Here is a 16602-nt window from a genome sequence, read left to right as displayed (position 1 = left end):
GGGTAATTCGAAATCAGTGAACAGCGCCGACCTGCTGCGCCAGCAACAGGGCTTCGTCGCATTTCGGGCAGAACTCGTGTTCGCCATCCAGATAGCCATGTACCGGGCAGATGGAAAAGGTCGGGGTGATGGTCAGGTAAGGCAGGCGGAAGCGTCCCAGGGCCTTGCGCACCAGTTGCTTGCAGGCCTGGGCCGAAGAAATCCGCTCTGCCATGTACAGGTGCAGCACCGTACCGCCGGTGTACTTGCACTGCAGTTCGTCCTGCAACTCCAGCGCCTCGAAGGGGTCATCGGTGTAACCCACCGGCAGTTGCGAGGAGTTGGTGTAGTACGGCGCCTGCGCGCAGCCGGCCTGGAGAATGTCGGGATAGCGCTTGAGGTCTTCCTTGGCGAAGCGGTAGGTGGTGCCTTCAGCCGGTGTCGCCTCGAGGTTGTAGAGGTGCCCGGTATCTTCCTGGAAGCGCACCAGGGTGGCACGCACATGGTCCAGCAGGTTCAAGGCAAAGCGTCGCCCCTGCTCGGTGTGCAGGCCCATCTGGTCATCACTGAAGTTGCGCAACATTTCATGCAGGCCATTAACGCCAATGGTGGAGAAGTGATTGCGCAAGGTGCCCAGGTAGCGTTTGGTGTAGGGGTACAAACCGGCGTCCATGTGGTGCTGGATCACCTTGCGCTTGACCTCCAGACTCTCCATGGCCAGTTCCATCAAGGTATCCAGGCGCTGCAGCAGACCGCTGGTGTCACCTTTGAACAGATAGCCCAGGCGTGCGCAGTTGATGGTCACCACACCGAGCGAGCCCGTCTGCTCCGCCGAACCGAACAGACCGCCACCGCGCTTGAGCAGTTCGCGCACATCCAGCTGTAGGCGGCAGCACATCGAGCGCACCTGGTTGGGCAGCATGTCGGAGTTGAGGAAGTTCTGGAAATACGGCAGGCCATAGCGCGCAGTCATCTCGAACAGGCGCTCGGCGTTGTCGCTGTCCCAGGGGAAATCGTGGGTGATGTTGTAGGTCGGGATCGGGAAGGTGAACACCCGGCCCTTGGCATCGCCGGCCTGCATCACTTCGATGTAGGCGCGGTTGAGCAGGTCCATTTCGGCCTGCAGCTCACCATAGGCGAAGGGCATTTCCTCTCCACCGATCACCGGGATCTGCTCGCGCAGATCTTCCGGGCAGACCCAGTCGAAGGTCAGGTTGGTAAAGGGTGTCTGGGTGCCCCAGCGCGACGGCACGTTGAGGTTGTAGATGAACTCCTGGATGGCCTGGCGGACCTCTTCGTAGGGCAGCCGGTCCTTGCGCACATAGGGCGCCAGGTAGGTGTCGAAGGAACTGAAGGCCTGGGCCCCGGCCCACTCGTTCTGCAACGTGCCAAGGAAATTGACCATCTGCCCCAGGGCGCTGCTCAGGTGTTTGGGTGGCCCGGCCTCGACCCGTCCGGGTACGCCATTGAGGCCTTCGTGCAGCAGGGTGCGCAGCGACCAGCCGGCACAGTAGCCGGCGAGCATATCCAGGTCATGCACATGCAGGTCGGCTTCGCGGTGGGCGCGGCCAATGGCTTCGCTGTAGACCTCATCGAGCCAATAGTTGGCGGTGACTTTGCCGGAGACATTGAGCACCAGCCCACCCAGCGAGTAACCCTGGTTGGCGTTGGCCTGAACCCGCCAGTCTTCGCGGTTGAGGTACTCGTTCATCGAGGTCGCCACTTCGACCAACGTCTTGCGGTCGCGGCGCAAACGCCCGTGCTGTTCGCGGTAGACGATATAGGCGCGTAGCGAAAGGAAATGCCCGGCGTCCATCAGCACCCGCTCGACCCGGTCCTGGATCTGTTCGACGTGCAGCTGCGAATAGCCCTCCAAGTGCGCCAGCACCGCTGCCAGCAACCCTTCGGCCTCGGCCTCGGCGTACTCCCCGGTGGCCTTGCCGGCAGCGATCAACGCCTGGCGGATCTTGTCGGCATCGAAAGCGACCAGACTGCCGTCGCGCTTGTGTAGCTGGTTGTGCCCTACCCTGATCAGCGTGCTGTGCATCTTGCCCCCAAAACACTACATATAGTTATTTATGAAATTCAAAACACAATATGCAGTAGAGGTTACGACTGAAGGCGCTGGAGAAAATTGATTGATATCAAGAATGGCAGGATGGACCCGGTGGGAGCGAGCTTGCCCCGCGAATCGATGTGACTGACAGCCCGTAATCGCGGGGCAAGCCCGCTCCCACCGGCGGCATAAAGATCACCCTCCACTCATATTCATGAAGCGCAGAATCTGCACCTCTCCCCCGGCATCGAAATCATGCCGCAGCGGTTTACCCCGCAAGGCCTGCTGCACCGCACTGACAATCGGCTGGTCATCCAGCGGATAACGCCGCAACAACCCGCGCAAGTCCAGCGAATCCTCCTGCCCCAGGCACAACAGCAAACGCCCTTCCACGGTCATCCGTACCCGGTTACAGCTGGCACAGAAGTTATGACTGTTGGGCGAAATAAACCCGATACGCGTCTGCGGATGCTGCGCCAGGCGCACATAGCGCGCCGGCCCACCGCTGTTCTCGGCGCTGTCGAGCAAGGCATGGCGGCTGGCAATCAGCGCCCGCACCTCGTCACTGGAACAGAACGACTCGCCACGCGAGCGCCCTACTTCACCCAGCGGCATCTCTTCAATGAAAGTGATGTCGATGCCCAGGTCGATGGCGTACTGCACCAGCGCCAGCACCTCATCGAAGTTGCGCCCCTTCATCACCACACAGTTGAGTTTGATCCGATCGAAACCGGCAGCGCTTGCCGCTTCGACGCCCCGCAGCACCTGATCGAGATCGCCATTGCGGGTAATCGCGCGAAAGCGCTCACTGTCCAGGCTGTCGAGGCTGATGTTCATGCGCTTGACGCCGGCATCCACCAGCGGCCGCGCCAGGCGCTGCAACTGCGAGCCATTGCTGGTCATCACCAGTTCGCGCAAGCCCGGCAAGGCGGCAATGTGACGGCACAGATCGACAATCCCCGGGCGGATCAACGGCTCCCCGCCGGTCAGGCGGATCTTGCGCACCCCCTGGCCAACGAACAGCGTTGCCAGACGCTGCAGTTCCTCAAGGGTGAGTACCTGCTGACGCGGCAGGAAGGTCATGTTCTTGGCCATGCAGTACACACAGCGAAAATCACAACGATCGGTCACCGACATGCGCAGATAATCGATCTGCCGCCCGAATCCATCCTGCATCACCGTGCTCATCACATTCCCCTTGCTTACCTGGTTACTGCACCAGCGGCGAATCAGCGCCCTGTAGCTGGATACCGCGAATATCCGCAGCACCGATCAGGGTCTGCAGGTACTGAACCACCGCCTTCTGCCACACGCCCTGTTGCAGCTGGGTGCGGATCGCCGTAGCGACCGCCTCATACGGCAGTTGCTGGCCTTCGATGCGTTGGTCGACGCTGATGACATGCCAGCCATAGCGGCTTTCCAGCGGTTTGTCGGCCAGCCCCGGGGCCAGGGTGAACAGCTGCCGTTCCAGCTCCGGCACCGTCTGGCCCTTGCTGATCTGCCCCAGTTCCCCGCCCTGCGCTTTCGACGGGCAAGCCGAGTGCTTCAACGCAAGCTCGGCAAACTGCTCGGGGAATTGCGCCAGACGTTGCTGCAGGATCTCGGCCTGAACCAGTGCCTGGCTGCGCGCCTCGGCATCGTCCGGGGCACATTCGAGCAGAATGTGCCGTACCGCCAGCAGCGGCGCGCTGTGAAAGCGCCCGCGGTTGCTGTCGTAGTAACGCAGGCAGGTGGCCTCGTCACACTCGGGCACCTGCACCTCGCGCTCCAGCAGCAAACGTGTGGCCGCTTCCTCTTCGTTCTCCCCCGCGCCGACCTGCAGCGACAGGCCCAGTTCGGCGATCCGCTGTTGCAACAGCTCGCGGATCACCAGGGCGCGGGCGGCCATGAATACTGCCTCCTCACGGTCCGCTGCCGGGTGATATTGCAGCTCCTGGGCCATGGCCTGAGGGCTGATCGGCAGCGCATTGACGCTGATGATCGGCCACTCCTGTTCGCTGCTGGCAATCAACTGCGCTGGTGCTGCGATTTCCACCGCCTCTACCGCCAGCTCGGGTTCAACGACTGTTGAAGAGGCGCAACCACCGCCGCCATTACCACCGCCACATCCACATCCGCTTGACATGACAACCTCCTCAGATTTTCTGCCGAACGATTTGATAGCGCCGTCCCAGGTACCAGACCGGTGCACTGACGATGTGTACCAGGCGGGTGAAGGGGAACAGCACGAACAGGGTCAGGCCCAGGAACACGTGCAGCTTGTACACCAGGCTGACCGGGGCAATGGCGGCCGCGGCCTCTACCGGACGCAACAGCACGGTGTTCTGCGCCCACTCGGCAAGCATCACCATCACCGAGCCGTCCATGTGTCCGGTGGAGGCGACGATGGTCAGCAAACCGAGCACCAACTGCGCCAACAGCACCAGCAGGATCAGGATGTCCGACGTGTTGGAGGTGGCGCGAACCCGTGGATCGGTCAGGCGCCGGTGGATCAGCATGATCAAGCCGATCAGGCACAGCAGGCCGAAAAAGCCGCCCGAGACCATCGCCAGCAGTTGCTTGTTTTCAGTGCTGATCACATGGTGATAGACCGAAGCCGGGGTCAGCAGGCCGACAAAGTGCCCGGCCAGGACGAACAGCACGCCAACGTGAAACAGGTTGCTCGCTGCGCGCATGCCGCGCCCGGAGAGCATCTGGCTGGAGCTGGCCTTCCAGGTGTACTGCGACAGGTCGAAACGCGCCCAGCTGCCCAGCAGGCAGATCGCCAGAGCAATATAGGGATACACCCCGAACGCCAACAGATTCCATTTAGACATTGCCCACCTCCGTAGCCTGCGCGCTGGCAGGCCCTTGATGCTGAAAATCAACCCAGTGCAGCGGTACCGCGCTTTCTTCGCGGGCCTTGCCCGGCGCACTTGGCATGGCGCTGCAACGCTCTTGCTGCTCGGCCTTGAGAAAATCCACCGCCTCCTCTTCCCAGATCTTGTCCAGGGCTTCGAGGGAGTCGTCGCGCTGCTCGGCGGCGACCTGTTCACGCAGGTCGGCCACGGCCTGGTGCGGTTCGGCACCGGCGATCTGCAACAGCGCGCGGAAGCAACTGGCGTAGGCGCTCTCGCGCTCCTCCAGACGCGCGGCGAGTAAGGCCAGCAGGTGCGCGACATCGGCCAGGCCCTCGCGGGCCTCGAGGTCGTCGCGGGTCGAGAGGTATTCCAGGTACAACGGGATATAGTCCGGCAGCTCCTTGACGCCGATGGCAAAGCCCGCCTCTTCATACTGCGCGAGCATGTCGACCATGGCCTGGCCACGGTCGCGCGACTCGCCATGCACATGCTCGAACAGCAGCAGCGACAGCGCCCGGCCTCGGCCGAACAGCGCACCGTAGTGCTCCTGGCCATCCATCAGGTCGTTGTTGCAGATCAGCTCCAGCAGTTCGAACAGCGCACCGCGCTGACGCGGGCTGATTTCCCGCGCCTGAAGGATCGCCTGTTCCAGTTCATCACGGCCGGCGACCAGGGTCTCGGTCGGGTAATCGAGCAGCAGCGAAATCACTTTAAGGATGCGCATGCTCAGTCCTCCCACAACTGTACGGTTTTGAGGATGTCGCGGCGGTTGGCCTTCTTCGCCCCGAACATGTTGGTGTCGGAGCTACCGCTGCAGCCGCTGCCAAAGCTGAAGCCGCACCCGGAACGTTCGGCGAAGGCGTCGCTCATGGCCTCTTCACGGTGCGCGCTCGGCACCACGTAGCGGTCCTCGTAGTTGGCGATGGCCAGGTAGCGGTACATCTCCTCGACCTGGTTCACGCTCAAGCCAACGTCTTTCAACACCTGCAGGTCCTGCACACCTTCAACCTGTTCGGCACGTTTGTAGGCGCGCATGGCCAGCAGGCGTTTGAGCGCACGCTTGACCGGTTTCTCGTCACCGGCGGTGAGCAGGTTGGCCAGGTAGCGCAGCGGAATGCGCAGGCTGTCGACATCCGGGATCACCCCGTTCATGCCCACGGTGCCCGCAGCGGCCGCGTTCTGGATCGGCGACAGTGGCGGTACGTACCAGACCATCGGCAAGGTGCGGTACTCAGGGTGCAGCGGCAGCGCCAGCTTCCAGTCAACGGCCATCTTGTACACCGGCGAGCGTTGCGCGGCGTCGATCACCGACTGCGGCACGCCATCTTTCAGGGCCTGGCGAATCACTGCCGGATCGTTCGGATCGAGGAAGATCTCCAGCTGCTTCTCGTACAGATCATGCTCGTTGGCCGTGCTGGCCACTTCGCTGATGCGGTCGGCGTCGTACAGCAGCACACCGAGGTAACGGATACGTCCGACACAGGTTTCGGCACAGACCGTAGGCATGCCGGCTTCGATCCGTGGGTAGCAGAAGATGCACTTCTCGGACTTGCCGCTTTTCCAGTTGAAGTAGATCTTCTTGTACGGGCAGCCGCTGATGCACATGCGCCAGCCGCGGCACTTCTCCTGGTCGATCAGGACAATGCCGTCTTCCTCACGCTTGTAGATCGCCCCGCTCGGGCACGATGCCGCACAGGCCGGGTTCAGACAGTGCTCGCACAGGCGCGGCAGGTACATCATGAAGGTGTTTTCGTACTCACCGTAGATGTCGGCCTGGATCTGGTCGAAGTTCTTGTCCTTGCGGCGCTTGGCGAACTCGGTGCCGAGGATTTCTTCCCAGTTCGGACCCCACTCGATCTTTTCCATGCGCTTGCCCGACACCAGCGAGCGCGGCCGCGCCGTCGGTTGATGCTCGCCCAAAGGCGCGGTATGCAGGTGCTGGTAATCGAAGTCGAACGGCTCGTAGTAATCGTCAAGGCCTGGCAGGTCAGGGTTGGCGAAGATGTTCGCCAGCACCCGGAACTTGCCGCCGATGCGCGGGTTGATGCTGCCGTTGCTGTTGCGGACCCAGCCGCCCTTCCACTTGTCCTGGTTCTCCCACTCTTTCGGGTAACCGACCCCAGGCTTGGTTTCGACGTTGTTGAACCAGGCGTATTCCATGCCTTCACGGCTGGTCCAGACGTTCTTGCAGGTGATCGAACAGGTGTGACAGCCGATGCATTTGTCCAGGTTCAGGACCATGCCAACTTGTGAACGAATCTTCATGACAGCACTCCTTATTCCATCTCGGTCGGCAGCGGACGTGGCAGCTCATCGCCGCGCGATCCGTCGAGCCAGTCGACCTTGGCCATCTTGCGTACCACGACGAATTCGTCGCGGTTGCAACCGACCGTGCCGTAATAGTTGAACCCATAGGCCTGCTGGGCATAGCCGCCGATCATGTGGGTCGGTTTGAGCACCACGCGGGTCACCGAGTTGTGGTGGCCGCCGCGGGTCTTGGTGGTTTCCGAGCCGGGTACGTTCACGATCCGTTCCTGGGCGTGGTACATCATCACCATGCCTTCCTTGACCCGCTGGCTGACCACCGCGCGGGCGGTCAGCGCACCGTTGGCGTTGAAGCACTCGATCCAGTCGTTGTCCTCGATACCGGCGCGCTGTGCGTCGATTTCCGAAAGCCAGACAATCGGCCCGCCACGGCTGAGGGTGAGCATCAGCAGGTTGTCGCTGTAGGTGCTGTGGATGCCCCACTTCTGGTGCGGGGTGATCCAGTTCAGGACGATTTCGGTGTGGCCGTTGCTGCGCTTGCCTTTCACCGCGGCGATGGTCTGGGTGTTGACCGGTGGCCGGTAGCTCATCAGCTGCTCACCGAAAGCCTGCATCCACGGGTGATCCTGGTAGAACTGCTGGCGGCCGGTGATGGTGCGCCACGGGATGTTCTCGTGGACGTTGGTGTAGCCGGCGTTGTAGCTGACATGATCGTCCTCGAGCCCCGACCAGGTCGGGCTGGAGATGATCTTGCGCGGCTGCGCCTGGATATCGCGGAAGCGAATCGCCTCGTGCGCCTTGGACAGCGCCAGGTGGCTGTGGTCGATGCCGGTGAACTCGGACAATGCCGCCCAGGCCTTGACCGCCACATGGCCGTTGGTTTCCGGGGCCAGCGAGAGGATGACTTCCGCCGCATCGATCGCGGTATCGATCTTCGGCCGGCCCTGGCTGATGCCCGCGTCGTTCTCGCGGTAGTTCAGCTCACCGAGGAATTTCACTTCCTCATCGGTGTTCCAGTTGATGCCCTTGCCGCCGTTGCCGAGTTTTTCCAGCAGCGGGCCGAGCGAGGTGAACTGCTTGTAGATGTTCGGGTAGTTGCGCTCGACCACCTGGATGTTCGGCGCGTTCTTGCCGGGCTGCGGCGCGACGCCCGCGGTTTTCCAGTCGGTGCCGCCGAACGGCTGGGCCAGTTCGCCGACGCTGTCGTGCATCAGCGGTACGGTGACCAGGTCCTGTTCGATGCCCAGATGCCCCTCGGCCATCTTCGAAAAAGCCTTGGCGATGCCCTTGTAGATTTCCCAGTCGGAACGCGATTCCCAGGCCGGATCGATAGCCGCCGACAGCGGGTGGATGAAGGGGTGCATGTCCGAGGTGTTCATGTCGTCCTTCTCGTACCAGGTCGCGGTCGGCAGGACAATGTCGGAATACACGCAGGTCGAAGACATGCGGAAGTCCAGGGTGGTGACCAGGTCGAGCTTGCCGATGGCGCCCTCGTCGACCCATTCGGCTTCCTGCGGCTTGCAGTCGCCGACCTGGCCGATGTCTTCGTTCATCACGCCGTTGCGGGTGCCGAGCAGGTACTTGAGCATGTACTCGTGGCCCTTGCCCGAGGAGCCGAGCAGGTTGGAGCGCCAGATGAACATGTTGCGCGGAAAGTTCACCGGGTTGTCCGGCTGTTCGCAAGCAAAACGCAGGCTGCCGTCCTGCCAGCCCTTGACCACGTAGTCTTTCGGCGCCATGCCAGCGGCGGCGGCATCGCGGCAGATGTCCAGCGGGTTACGGTTGAGCTGTGGCGCGCTGGGCAGCCAGCCGGCGCGTTCGGCGCGGATGTTGTAGTCCAGGGCGTGCTCGGGGAACTGACTCTTGTCGGCCAGCGGCGAGAGCACGTCGTGCATGTTCATCTTCTCGTGGCGCCACTGCGAGCTATGGGCATAGAAGAAGCTGGTGCCGTTCATCTGCCGTGGCGGACGGTTCCAGTCCAGGCCGAAGGCCAGTGGCAGCCAGCCGCACTGCGGACGCAGTTTTTCCTGGCCGACATAGTGGGCCCAGCCGCCACCGGTCTGGCCGACGCAACCGCAGAGCATGAGCATGTTGATCAGCCCGCGGTAGTTCATGTCCATGTGGTACCAGTGGTTCATCGCCGCACCGACGATGATCATCGAGCGGCCACGGGTCTTGTCGGCGTTGTCGGCAAATTCGCGGGCGATCTGGATGGCTTTTTCGCGGCTGACGCCAGTGATCTGCTCCTGCCAGGCCGGGGTGCCGGGCACACTGGCGTCGTCATAATCGCGGGCGACGTTGGCGCCACCCAGGCCGCGGTCGATGGCCAGGTTAGCTGCCGACAGGTCGAACACGGTGGCGACCTTGACCTGGCTACCGTCGGCCAGGGTCAGGCTGCGCACCGGTACGCGGCGGTATTGCACGGCATCACCGGCGACATGCTGGAAGTGCTCGTGGGATTCGCCGGCGAAGTACGGGAAGGCCACTTCGGCGACGTCGCCACCGATCAGGCTCAGGGTCAGGTCGATCTCGCGACCGGCGCCGCCTTCACGCGGCAGGATGTTCCACTTGCCCTGCTCGCCCCAGCGATAGCCGATCGAACCTTGCGGTGAGACCAGCTCGCCGTCGGCATCGAGAGCGATGGTTTTCCACTCGGGGTTGTTTTCCTGACCAAGGTTGTCGGCCAGGTCCGAGGCCCGCAGGAAGCGGTCCGGCTGATACCCAGCGCCCGGTGCGGTGCCCAGCATGGGCTTGAGCAGCACCAGCACTGGCAGGTCGGTGTAACGCTTGGCGTATTCGGTGAAATAGGCGCTTGGCTGGTCGAGGTGGAATTCTTTGAAGATTACATGGTTGAACGCCTGGGCCAGGGCCGCGTCGGTGCCCTGCTTGGGGTTGAGCCACAGGTCGGTGAGCTTGGCCACTTCCGAGTAGTCGGGGGTGATGGCCACGGTCTTGGTGCCCTTGTAGCGCACCTCGGTGAAGAAGTGCGCATCCGGGGTACGGGTCTGCGGGACGTTGGAGCCCCAGGCAATGATGTAGTTGGAGTTGTACCAGTCGGCCGATTCCGGCACGTCGGTCTGCTCGCCCCAGACCATCGGCGAAGCCGGTGGCAGGTCGCAGTACCAGTCGTAGAAGCTCAGGCAGGTGCCGCCGATCAGCGACAGGTAACGGGCACCGGCGGCGTAGCTGACCATCGACATTGCCGGGATCGGCGAGAAGCCCACCACCCGGTCAGGGCCGTACTGCTTGACGGTATAGACGTTGGCTGCAGCGATGATCTCGGTGACTTCATCCCAGCTGGAGCGGATAAAGCCGCCCATGCCGCGCTTGCTCTTGTACGAATCGGCCTTGGCCTTGTTCTCGACAATGCTCGCCCAGGCCTCGACCGGTGCCATGCTCTGGCGCGCTTCACGCCACAATTTAAGCAGCGGCTTGCGGATCTTCGGGTACTTCAGACGGTTGGCGCTGTAGATGTACCAGCTGTAGCTGGCGCCCCGCGGGCAGCCGCGCGGTTCGTGGTTGGGCAGGTCGTTGCGGGTCCGCGGGTAGTCGGTCTGCTGGGTTTCCCAGGTGATCAGGCCGTTCTTCACGTAGATTTTCCACGAGCAGGAGCCGGTGCAGTTCACCCCGTGGGTGGAGCGCACGATCTTGTCGTACTGCCAGCGTGAACGGTAGACGTTCTCCCAGTCGCGCGACTCTTTGCGAGTCTCGCCGTGACCGTCGGAAAACTCGTTTTGCTTGCGGTTGAAGAACCGCAATTGATCGAGCAGATGACTCATGATGCTTTCCTCTCAGGCTTGCTGCGGGGTTCTGTGCCCCACCCACGCAAAAGTTGAATTCGGGTCCTGTCAGCAGGGTGCTTCGGCGCCTTTGCGCGCGTACCACCACCAGGTCACGACAATGCAGCTCAGGTAAAAACCGACGAACATGTAGAAAGCCAGCGCCGGGCTACCGGTCATGGCCATCGAACTGCCGAACGTCTTGGGAATGAAGAAGGCGCCAAAGGCCCCCATGGCCGAACTGAAACCGAGCACCGCAGCGGATTCCTTGCCGGCGTTTTTCAGCGCCTGATCGTGGCCCTTCGCGCCTTTGCCGGCGGCGGCCTTTTCATGCAGGGTGCGGAAGATCACCGGGATCATGCGGAAGGTCGAACCGTTGCCGATGCCGGTGGTGAAGAACAGCAGCATGAACATGCCGAGGAAGCCGTAGAAGTTGCCGGCTGCGCCCTGCTGCGGGATGAAGTGCAGCACACCGAAGACCATCACGATCATCAGCACGAAGTTCCACAGGGTCACCCGGGCGCCGCCGAACTTGTCGGCCACCCAGCCGCCCAAGGGGCGTACCAGGGCACCAACCAGCGGGCCGAGGAAGGCGAAAGCCAGGGCGTTGACCTCGGGGAACGAGGTCTTGATCAGCATCGGGAAGGCCGCGGAGAAGCCGATGAACGAACCGAAGGTGGCCAGGTACAGCCAGCACATCAGCCAGTTGTGCTTGCGCTTGAAAATCACCGCCTGCTCGCTGAACGAGGCCTTGGCGCTGGACAAATCGTTCATGCCGAACCAGGCCAGCAAGGTCACGGCGATGATGAACGGCACCCACAGGAAGCCGGCGTTCTGCAGCCACAACTGGCTGCCGTCGGCCAGCACCTGGGGTTGCCCGCCGAGTACACCGAACACACCGAAGGTGATCACCAGCGGCACGGCGAACTGCATCACCGAGACGCCGAGGTTACCCAGCCCGGCATTCAGGCCCAGTGCCGTGCCTTGCTGCGACTTGGGATAGAAGAAGCTGATGTTGGACATGCTCGAGGCGAAGTTGCCGCCGCCAAAGCCGCACAGCAGGGCAATCATCACGAACACACTGTAGGGGGTGCTCGGGTCTTGTACGGCAAAGCCCATCCACAGCGTCGGCAGCAGCAGCGAGGCGGTGCTCAGGGCGGTCCAGCGGCGGCCGCCGAAGATCGGCACCATGAACGAGTAGAACACCCGCAAGGTAGCGCCAGACAGCCCCGGCAAGGCTGCCAGCCAGAACAGCTGGTCGGTGCTGAAGGTGAAGCCGATGGCGTTCAGGCGCACGATCACCGTGCTCCAGACCATCCACACGGCAAAGGCCAGCAGCAGTGCGGGAATCGAAATCCACAGGTTGCGGGTGGCGGTTTTCTTGCCGCTACGCCCCCAGAATGCGGGATCTTCAGGGCGCCAGTCGTATATGACCGGGCCGGTGGGAGCGGGCTTGCCCCGCGATTGCGTTTTTTCAAACACATCGCTTCGCGAGGCAAGCTCGCTCCCACCCAGGCGCACGACATCAGCGCCTGGTTCAGGCTGTTTAAGAACCGACATGGTCTTCTCCTTGGGCAATGCTGGAAAACGGGCTTGAGGTCGCCTGCGGCTGTTTGCCGAGCAGCGGGCGTTTGCGGATTTCGCTGAAGTACATCCAGATGAGCGACACCCAGACCACGCCGTACATCAGCATGAAGGCCGAGGAGCGCACGCCGGTCAGGTCCACCAGGGCGCCGAACATGATCGGCAGGATGAAGCCGCCCAGGCCGCCCGCCAGGCCGACGATGCCGGACACGGCGCCCATGTTTTGCGGGTAGTCGTTGGCGATGTACTTGAACACCGAGGCTTTGCCGAAGGCGAAGGCAATGCCGATGATGAACAGCAGTGCGGTGAACAGCACCGGGTTCAGGCCGATGTGGAAGTCCAGCGGACCATTGAGGGTTTGCACCTGCAGCTGGGTCTGCGGGTAGGACAGCAGGAACAGGCAGATCCAGCTGACCCACAGCACCCACCAGGTCACGCTCTGCGCGCCCCAGCGGTCCGACATCCAGCCACCGACGGCGCGCAGCACGCCACCGGGCAAGGAAAAACAGGCGGCCAGCAGCGCTGCGCTTTGCAGGCTGAAACCGTATTCGGCGACGTAGTACTTGGTCATCCACAGCGCCAGGGCCACATAGCCGCCGAAGACAATCGAGTAGTACTGGCAGTAGCGCCACACCGCAGGATCTTTCAGGGCCTTGAGCTGCTCGCCGAGGTTGGCGCCCTTGGCGCTGCGGTGGGCCTTGTTGTCGGCACTGAGAAACCAGAACAGCAGCGCGGTGATGAACAGGATTGCACTGAAGACTTTCGGCACCAGCTGCCAGCTGCCCGCGGCAATCAGCGCCGGGGCGAGAAACTTGGTCACTGCCGAGCCGGCGTTACCGGCACCGAACACGCCCATGGCAAAGCCCTGGTTGTCCTTGTCGAACCATTTGGCGACGTAGGCGATACCGACCGAGAACGAGCCTCCGGCCAGGCCGACAAACAACCCCAGCACCAGGAACTGCCAGTAGGCGGTGGCGTGGCTGATCAGGTACAGCGGCAGCACACAGGCGAGCATCAGCAGGAAGAACACGCTGCGTCCGCCAAAACGGTCGGTCAACAGCCCCAGCGGCAGGCGCACCAGCGAGCCGGTCAGCACCGGGGTGGCGGCCAGCAGGCCGAACTGGGTTTCGTTGAGCTGGAGCAGTTCCTTGATCGGGACGCCGAGCACGGCAAACATCATCCAGACCATGAAACAGACGGTGAAGGCCAGCGTGCTCATGCCCAGTACCAGGCCTTGTCGTACACGCGGTGGGGTCATGTTGGGTCTCCAGTCAGTTCGCTATGGCCGCAGACTAGAGAGGCAAACCCCGGAAAAACTTGACCCGGATCAAAGAAGCCTGGACGCCTCCAGGCCTATGCTTGTACTGCCTACCTCCAACGAGGTAGGTCCGAAAAACCACTAAACCCTTTGTTTATCAGTGTCTTGCCGGTTTCATACAGGATATTCGGGCGAAGCCTTCGGATAAGAACTCTTTAGAGGTAGAGCGCCAGGGACCGGTCGCCAAACCATCGGCAGCCCCCCAATGGAGCCCTGCATGTGCACTTTCCCCCTCCTGCGCTCAGGCCTGCGGCCATGACCCGCTGGCTACGTAGCTCGCTGCCCGCGCGTGCGGGCGTGGCGGTGATCCTGATCGCGGTGCTGGCGCTGGCCAGCTCGCTGAGCGCCGGCCTGATCGCCTGGTTCAGCCAGGGCGATGCGGCAGCGATCAACACCGCAGGCTCGGTGCGCATGGAGACCTACCGCCTGAGCTGGAACCTGGCCTCCGGCGCCGGTCGCGAAGAAATCAACCGCATCAGCCAAAGCCTGCAACAGCGGCTCAACAGCCAGACGCTCAAGAGTGTGCTGGAAGACGGTAGCAACGAGGCGCTCAATGGCAGCTACCAACAGCTGCAGGACTACTGGCAGAACACCCTCGGCCCGGCTCTTGAGCGTGGCGATGCCATAGCGTTCCAGGCCAGCACCCTGCCCTTCATCGAGCAGCTCAACCAGTTCGTCAACCTGCTGCAGCGCCAGAGCGAACACAAGCAATCCTGGCAACAGATCATTCAAGGCGTGGCACTGTTCATCACCATGATCGTCCTGCTGGTTGGCCTCTACGAACTGCAAAGCAGCGTGATCAGCCCGCTGCAGGAACTGGTCGACGCCACCCAGCGCTTTCGCCGCGGCGAGTACCAGGCGCGGGTCAACCATCAATCCGAGGATGAGTTGGGCCAGCTGGCCACCAGCTTCAACGCCATGGCCGAGACCATCGAGCAATCCCACCGCACCCTCGAAACCCAGGTCCGGCAAAAAACCCTGAACCTGCAGCAGGCCAACGCCGCCCTCGAACTGCTGTATCAAAGCAGCCGCAGCCTGGCCACGCGCCTGGCCAACGCCGAGGGGCTGGATGAGTTGATCCGCCGTTTTCAGCAACGCCTGCCCGGCCTGCGTCTGTCGCTGTGCCTGCAAGGTCAACTACAGGCCCCGGCCCAGCAATTGCTCGCTCTGGACGGCGCCGACAGCCGCAAGGTCTGCGCCAGCAGCGATTGCGCCACCTGCCAGCGCCATGAGCAACTGAATCCGCACATCTACAGCATCAGCAACCAGGGCAGCTCGCTGGGTGAACTGAAGGCGCACTTTATCGATGGCCATGCACCGCAGGCCTGGGAAACCCAGCTTATCCAGGCCCTGGCCAACCTGATCGGCACCTCGCTGTCACTCAAGCGCCAACGCGAGCAGGACCATCGCCTGCTGCTGCTCGAAGAGCGCGCCATCATTGCCCGCGAGCTGCATGACTCACTGGCCCAGGCGCTGTCTTACATGAAGCTGCAGGTCAGCCGCATGCAGACCCTGATGCGCCGCGGCGAGCCGGTAGAGACCCTGGAAGGCGTCACCGCCGAGCTGCGTGAAGGCTTGAACAACGCCTACCGCCAGCTGCGCGAACTGCTCACCACCTTTCGCCTGCAGATTCACGACGCCGGCCTGATGCAGGGTCTCAAGGACACTGCGAAGGAGTTCAGCCGCCGTGGTGATTTCCAGGTTCACCTGCACGTCGACAACCTGGCCTTCGAACTGTCGGCCAGCGAACAGATCCACATCCTGCAGATCACCCGCGAGGCACTCTCCAACTGCCTGCGCCACGCCCATGCGCAAAACGCCTGGCTGCAGCTGCGCCAGGACGGTGAAACCGTGCGTCTGTCGATCGAAGACGACGGGCGCGGCTTTATCGGCAGTCGCGACCCGCGCGAACATCACGGTCTGAACATCATGGATGAGCGCTCGCGCAGCCTGCACGGCCAGTTGCAGATTCTTTCCAGGGAGCCGCAAGGCACCCTCGTCCAGATGGAGTTCCGCCCGGAATTCCTCGGCCGCCATCCCCAAGGAAATGTCACATGAATAGCCCTGCGCGTTGCCGCATCCTCCTGGTCGACGACCATCCCATGATGCGTCGTGGCATCCGCCAGATGCTCGAACTGGAAGACGATTTCGAGATCGTCGGCGAAGCCAATCACGGCGAAGAAGCCCTGGCCATGATCGAGCCGCTGCAACCGGACCTGGTACTGCTCGACAACAACATGCCGCAGATGAATGGCATCGAAACCCTGCGCCACCTGCGCAGCCTGGCCTTTGGCGGCAAAGTCCTGCTGTTCACCGTTTCCGATGCCGAAGACGATATCCGCGACGCCCTGCGCCTGGACGCCGATGGCTATCTGCTCAAGGACATGGAGCCGGAGTTGCTGATCCAGTACATCCGCGATGCCATGAACGGCGCGCTGGTGATCAGCCCCGGCCTCACCCAGGTCATGGCCCAGGCCCTGCGCTCACCGCCCCGGCATGCCGAAGTGGAGCTGACCGAACGCGAGCGCCAGGTGCTCAAGACCATCGCCAGCGGCTACAGCAACAAGGTCATCGGCCACAAGCTGGGGATTACCGAAGGCACGGTCAAAGTCCACGTAAAGAACCTGCTGCACAAGCTTGGCTTGCGCTCACGGGTCGAGGCGGCTGTCTGGGCCATGGAGCATCTGCGTCAACACGGCTGACTGCCCCTTTGGAGGTAGACCTGCGGAGGCATAGGCCGCAGGTGCCGGGCGTTCTACCATGGCCGGCAGGAGGTACGCC

General features: G+C 62.5%; 11 protein-coding genes. 2 read left to right on the top strand and 9 right to left on the bottom strand.

Features of this window, described 5'->3' with window-relative positions; genetic code table 11:
* Positions 1-13 precede the first annotated feature (13 nt).
* The 9 genes from PSAKL28_RS10990 to PSAKL28_RS10950 form a co-directional block, all read right to left on the bottom strand.
* Positions 14-2026, bottom strand: a complete 2013-nt coding sequence (locus PSAKL28_RS10990) for a ribonucleoside triphosphate reductase (protein WP_038610056.1) — start codon at positions 2024-2026, stop codon at positions 14-16.
* Between the two features lie 204 nt (positions 2027-2230).
* Positions 2231-3223, bottom strand: coding sequence for a GTP 3',8-cyclase MoaA (gene moaA, locus PSAKL28_RS10985; protein WP_038610053.1), 993 nt, complete (start codon positions 3221-3223; stop codon positions 2231-2233).
* A 22-nt stretch (positions 3224-3245) separates the two neighbouring features.
* Positions 3246-4160, bottom strand: coding sequence for a peptidylprolyl isomerase (locus PSAKL28_RS10980; RefSeq protein ID WP_038610050.1), 915 nt, complete (start codon positions 4158-4160; stop codon positions 3246-3248).
* Positions 4161-4170: 10 nt separating this feature from the next.
* Complete coding sequence (narI, locus tag PSAKL28_RS10975) at positions 4171-4851, bottom strand: respiratory nitrate reductase subunit gamma (RefSeq protein WP_038610047.1); 681 nt, start codon at positions 4849-4851, stop codon at positions 4171-4173.
* Complete coding sequence (narJ, locus tag PSAKL28_RS10970) at positions 4844-5599, bottom strand: nitrate reductase molybdenum cofactor assembly chaperone (protein WP_038610044.1); 756 nt, start codon at positions 5597-5599, stop codon at positions 4844-4846. The genes narI and narJ overlap by 8 nt, the downstream gene beginning before the upstream one ends.
* A 2-nt stretch (positions 5600-5601) precedes the next feature.
* Positions 5602-7140, bottom strand: a complete 1539-nt coding sequence (gene narH / locus PSAKL28_RS10965; protein ID WP_038610041.1) for a nitrate reductase subunit beta — start codon at positions 7138-7140, stop codon at positions 5602-5604.
* Positions 7141-7151: 11 nt separating this feature from the next.
* Positions 7152-10919: a nitrate reductase subunit alpha gene (locus PSAKL28_RS10960; RefSeq protein WP_038610038.1), complete on the bottom strand. Its 3768-nt coding sequence runs from the start codon at positions 10917-10919 to the stop codon at positions 7152-7154.
* 69 nt (positions 10920-10988) lie between these two features.
* On the bottom strand, positions 10989-12479 hold the full coding sequence (locus tag PSAKL28_RS10955; protein ID WP_084589087.1) for a NarK family nitrate/nitrite MFS transporter: 1491 nt from the start codon (positions 12477-12479) through the stop codon (positions 10989-10991).
* Positions 12466-13761 (bottom strand): MFS transporter, encoded by a 1296-nt coding sequence (locus PSAKL28_RS10950; RefSeq protein WP_038610035.1) that lies wholly within the window; start codon positions 13759-13761, stop codon positions 12466-12468. The genes PSAKL28_RS10955 and PSAKL28_RS10950 overlap by 14 nt, the downstream gene beginning before the upstream one ends.
* Before the next feature lie 315 nt (positions 13762-14076).
* On the opposite strand from PSAKL28_RS10950, the gene PSAKL28_RS10945 reads away from it, so the two are divergent.
* Both PSAKL28_RS10945 and narL read left to right on the top strand, forming a co-directional pair.
* A complete protein-coding gene (locus tag PSAKL28_RS10945) occupies positions 14077-15879 on the top strand; it encodes a HAMP domain-containing protein (protein ID WP_038610032.1) in 1803 nt (600 codons plus the stop codon).
* A complete protein-coding gene (gene narL / locus PSAKL28_RS10940; RefSeq protein WP_038610029.1) occupies positions 15876-16523 on the top strand; it encodes a two-component system response regulator NarL in 648 nt (215 codons plus the stop codon). Before PSAKL28_RS10945 ends, narL begins: the two co-directional genes overlap by 4 nt.
* Positions 16524-16602: the final 79 nt, after the last annotated feature.

This window comes from Pseudomonas alkylphenolica, assembly GCF_000746525.1.
GTDB lineage: Bacteria > Pseudomonadota > Gammaproteobacteria > Pseudomonadales > Pseudomonadaceae > Aquipseudomonas > Aquipseudomonas alkylphenolica.
Note: the sequence above shows the minus strand (reverse complement) of the source record. Positions and strands in the feature narration are given on the sequence as shown.

Excerpts from the sequence above, each read along its gene's own strand:
- PSAKL28_RS10990 (WP_038610056.1), bottom strand. The coding sequence starts at position 2,026 with ATGCACAGCACGCTGATCAGGGTAGGGCACAACCAGCTACACAAGCGC.
- moaA (WP_038610053.1), bottom strand. The coding sequence starts at position 3,223 with ATGAGCACGGTGATGCAGGATGGATTCGGGCGGCAGATCGATTATCTG.
- PSAKL28_RS10980 (WP_038610050.1), bottom strand. The coding sequence starts at position 4,160 with ATGTCAAGCGGATGTGGATGTGGCGGTGGTAATGGCGGCGGTGGTTGC.
- narI (WP_038610047.1), bottom strand. The coding sequence starts at position 4,851 with ATGTCTAAATGGAATCTGTTGGCGTTCGGGGTGTATCCCTATATTGCT.
- narJ (WP_038610044.1), bottom strand. The coding sequence starts at position 5,599 with ATGCGCATCCTTAAAGTGATTTCGCTGCTGCTCGATTACCCGACCGAG.
- narH (WP_038610041.1), bottom strand. The coding sequence starts at position 7,140 with ATGAAGATTCGTTCACAAGTTGGCATGGTCCTGAACCTGGACAAATGC.
- PSAKL28_RS10960 (WP_038610038.1), bottom strand. The coding sequence starts at position 10,919 with ATGAGTCATCTGCTCGATCAATTGCGGTTCTTCAACCGCAAGCAAAAC.
- PSAKL28_RS10955 (WP_084589087.1), bottom strand. The coding sequence starts at position 12,479 with ATGTCGGTTCTTAAACAGCCTGAACCAGGCGCTGATGTCGTGCGCCTG.
- PSAKL28_RS10950 (WP_038610035.1), bottom strand. The coding sequence starts at position 13,761 with ATGACCCCACCGCGTGTACGACAAGGCCTGGTACTGGGCATGAGCACG.
- PSAKL28_RS10945 (WP_038610032.1), top strand. The coding sequence starts at position 14,077 with ATGACCCGCTGGCTACGTAGCTCGCTGCCCGCGCGTGCGGGCGTGGCG.
- narL (WP_038610029.1), top strand. The coding sequence starts at position 15,876 with ATGAATAGCCCTGCGCGTTGCCGCATCCTCCTGGTCGACGACCATCCC.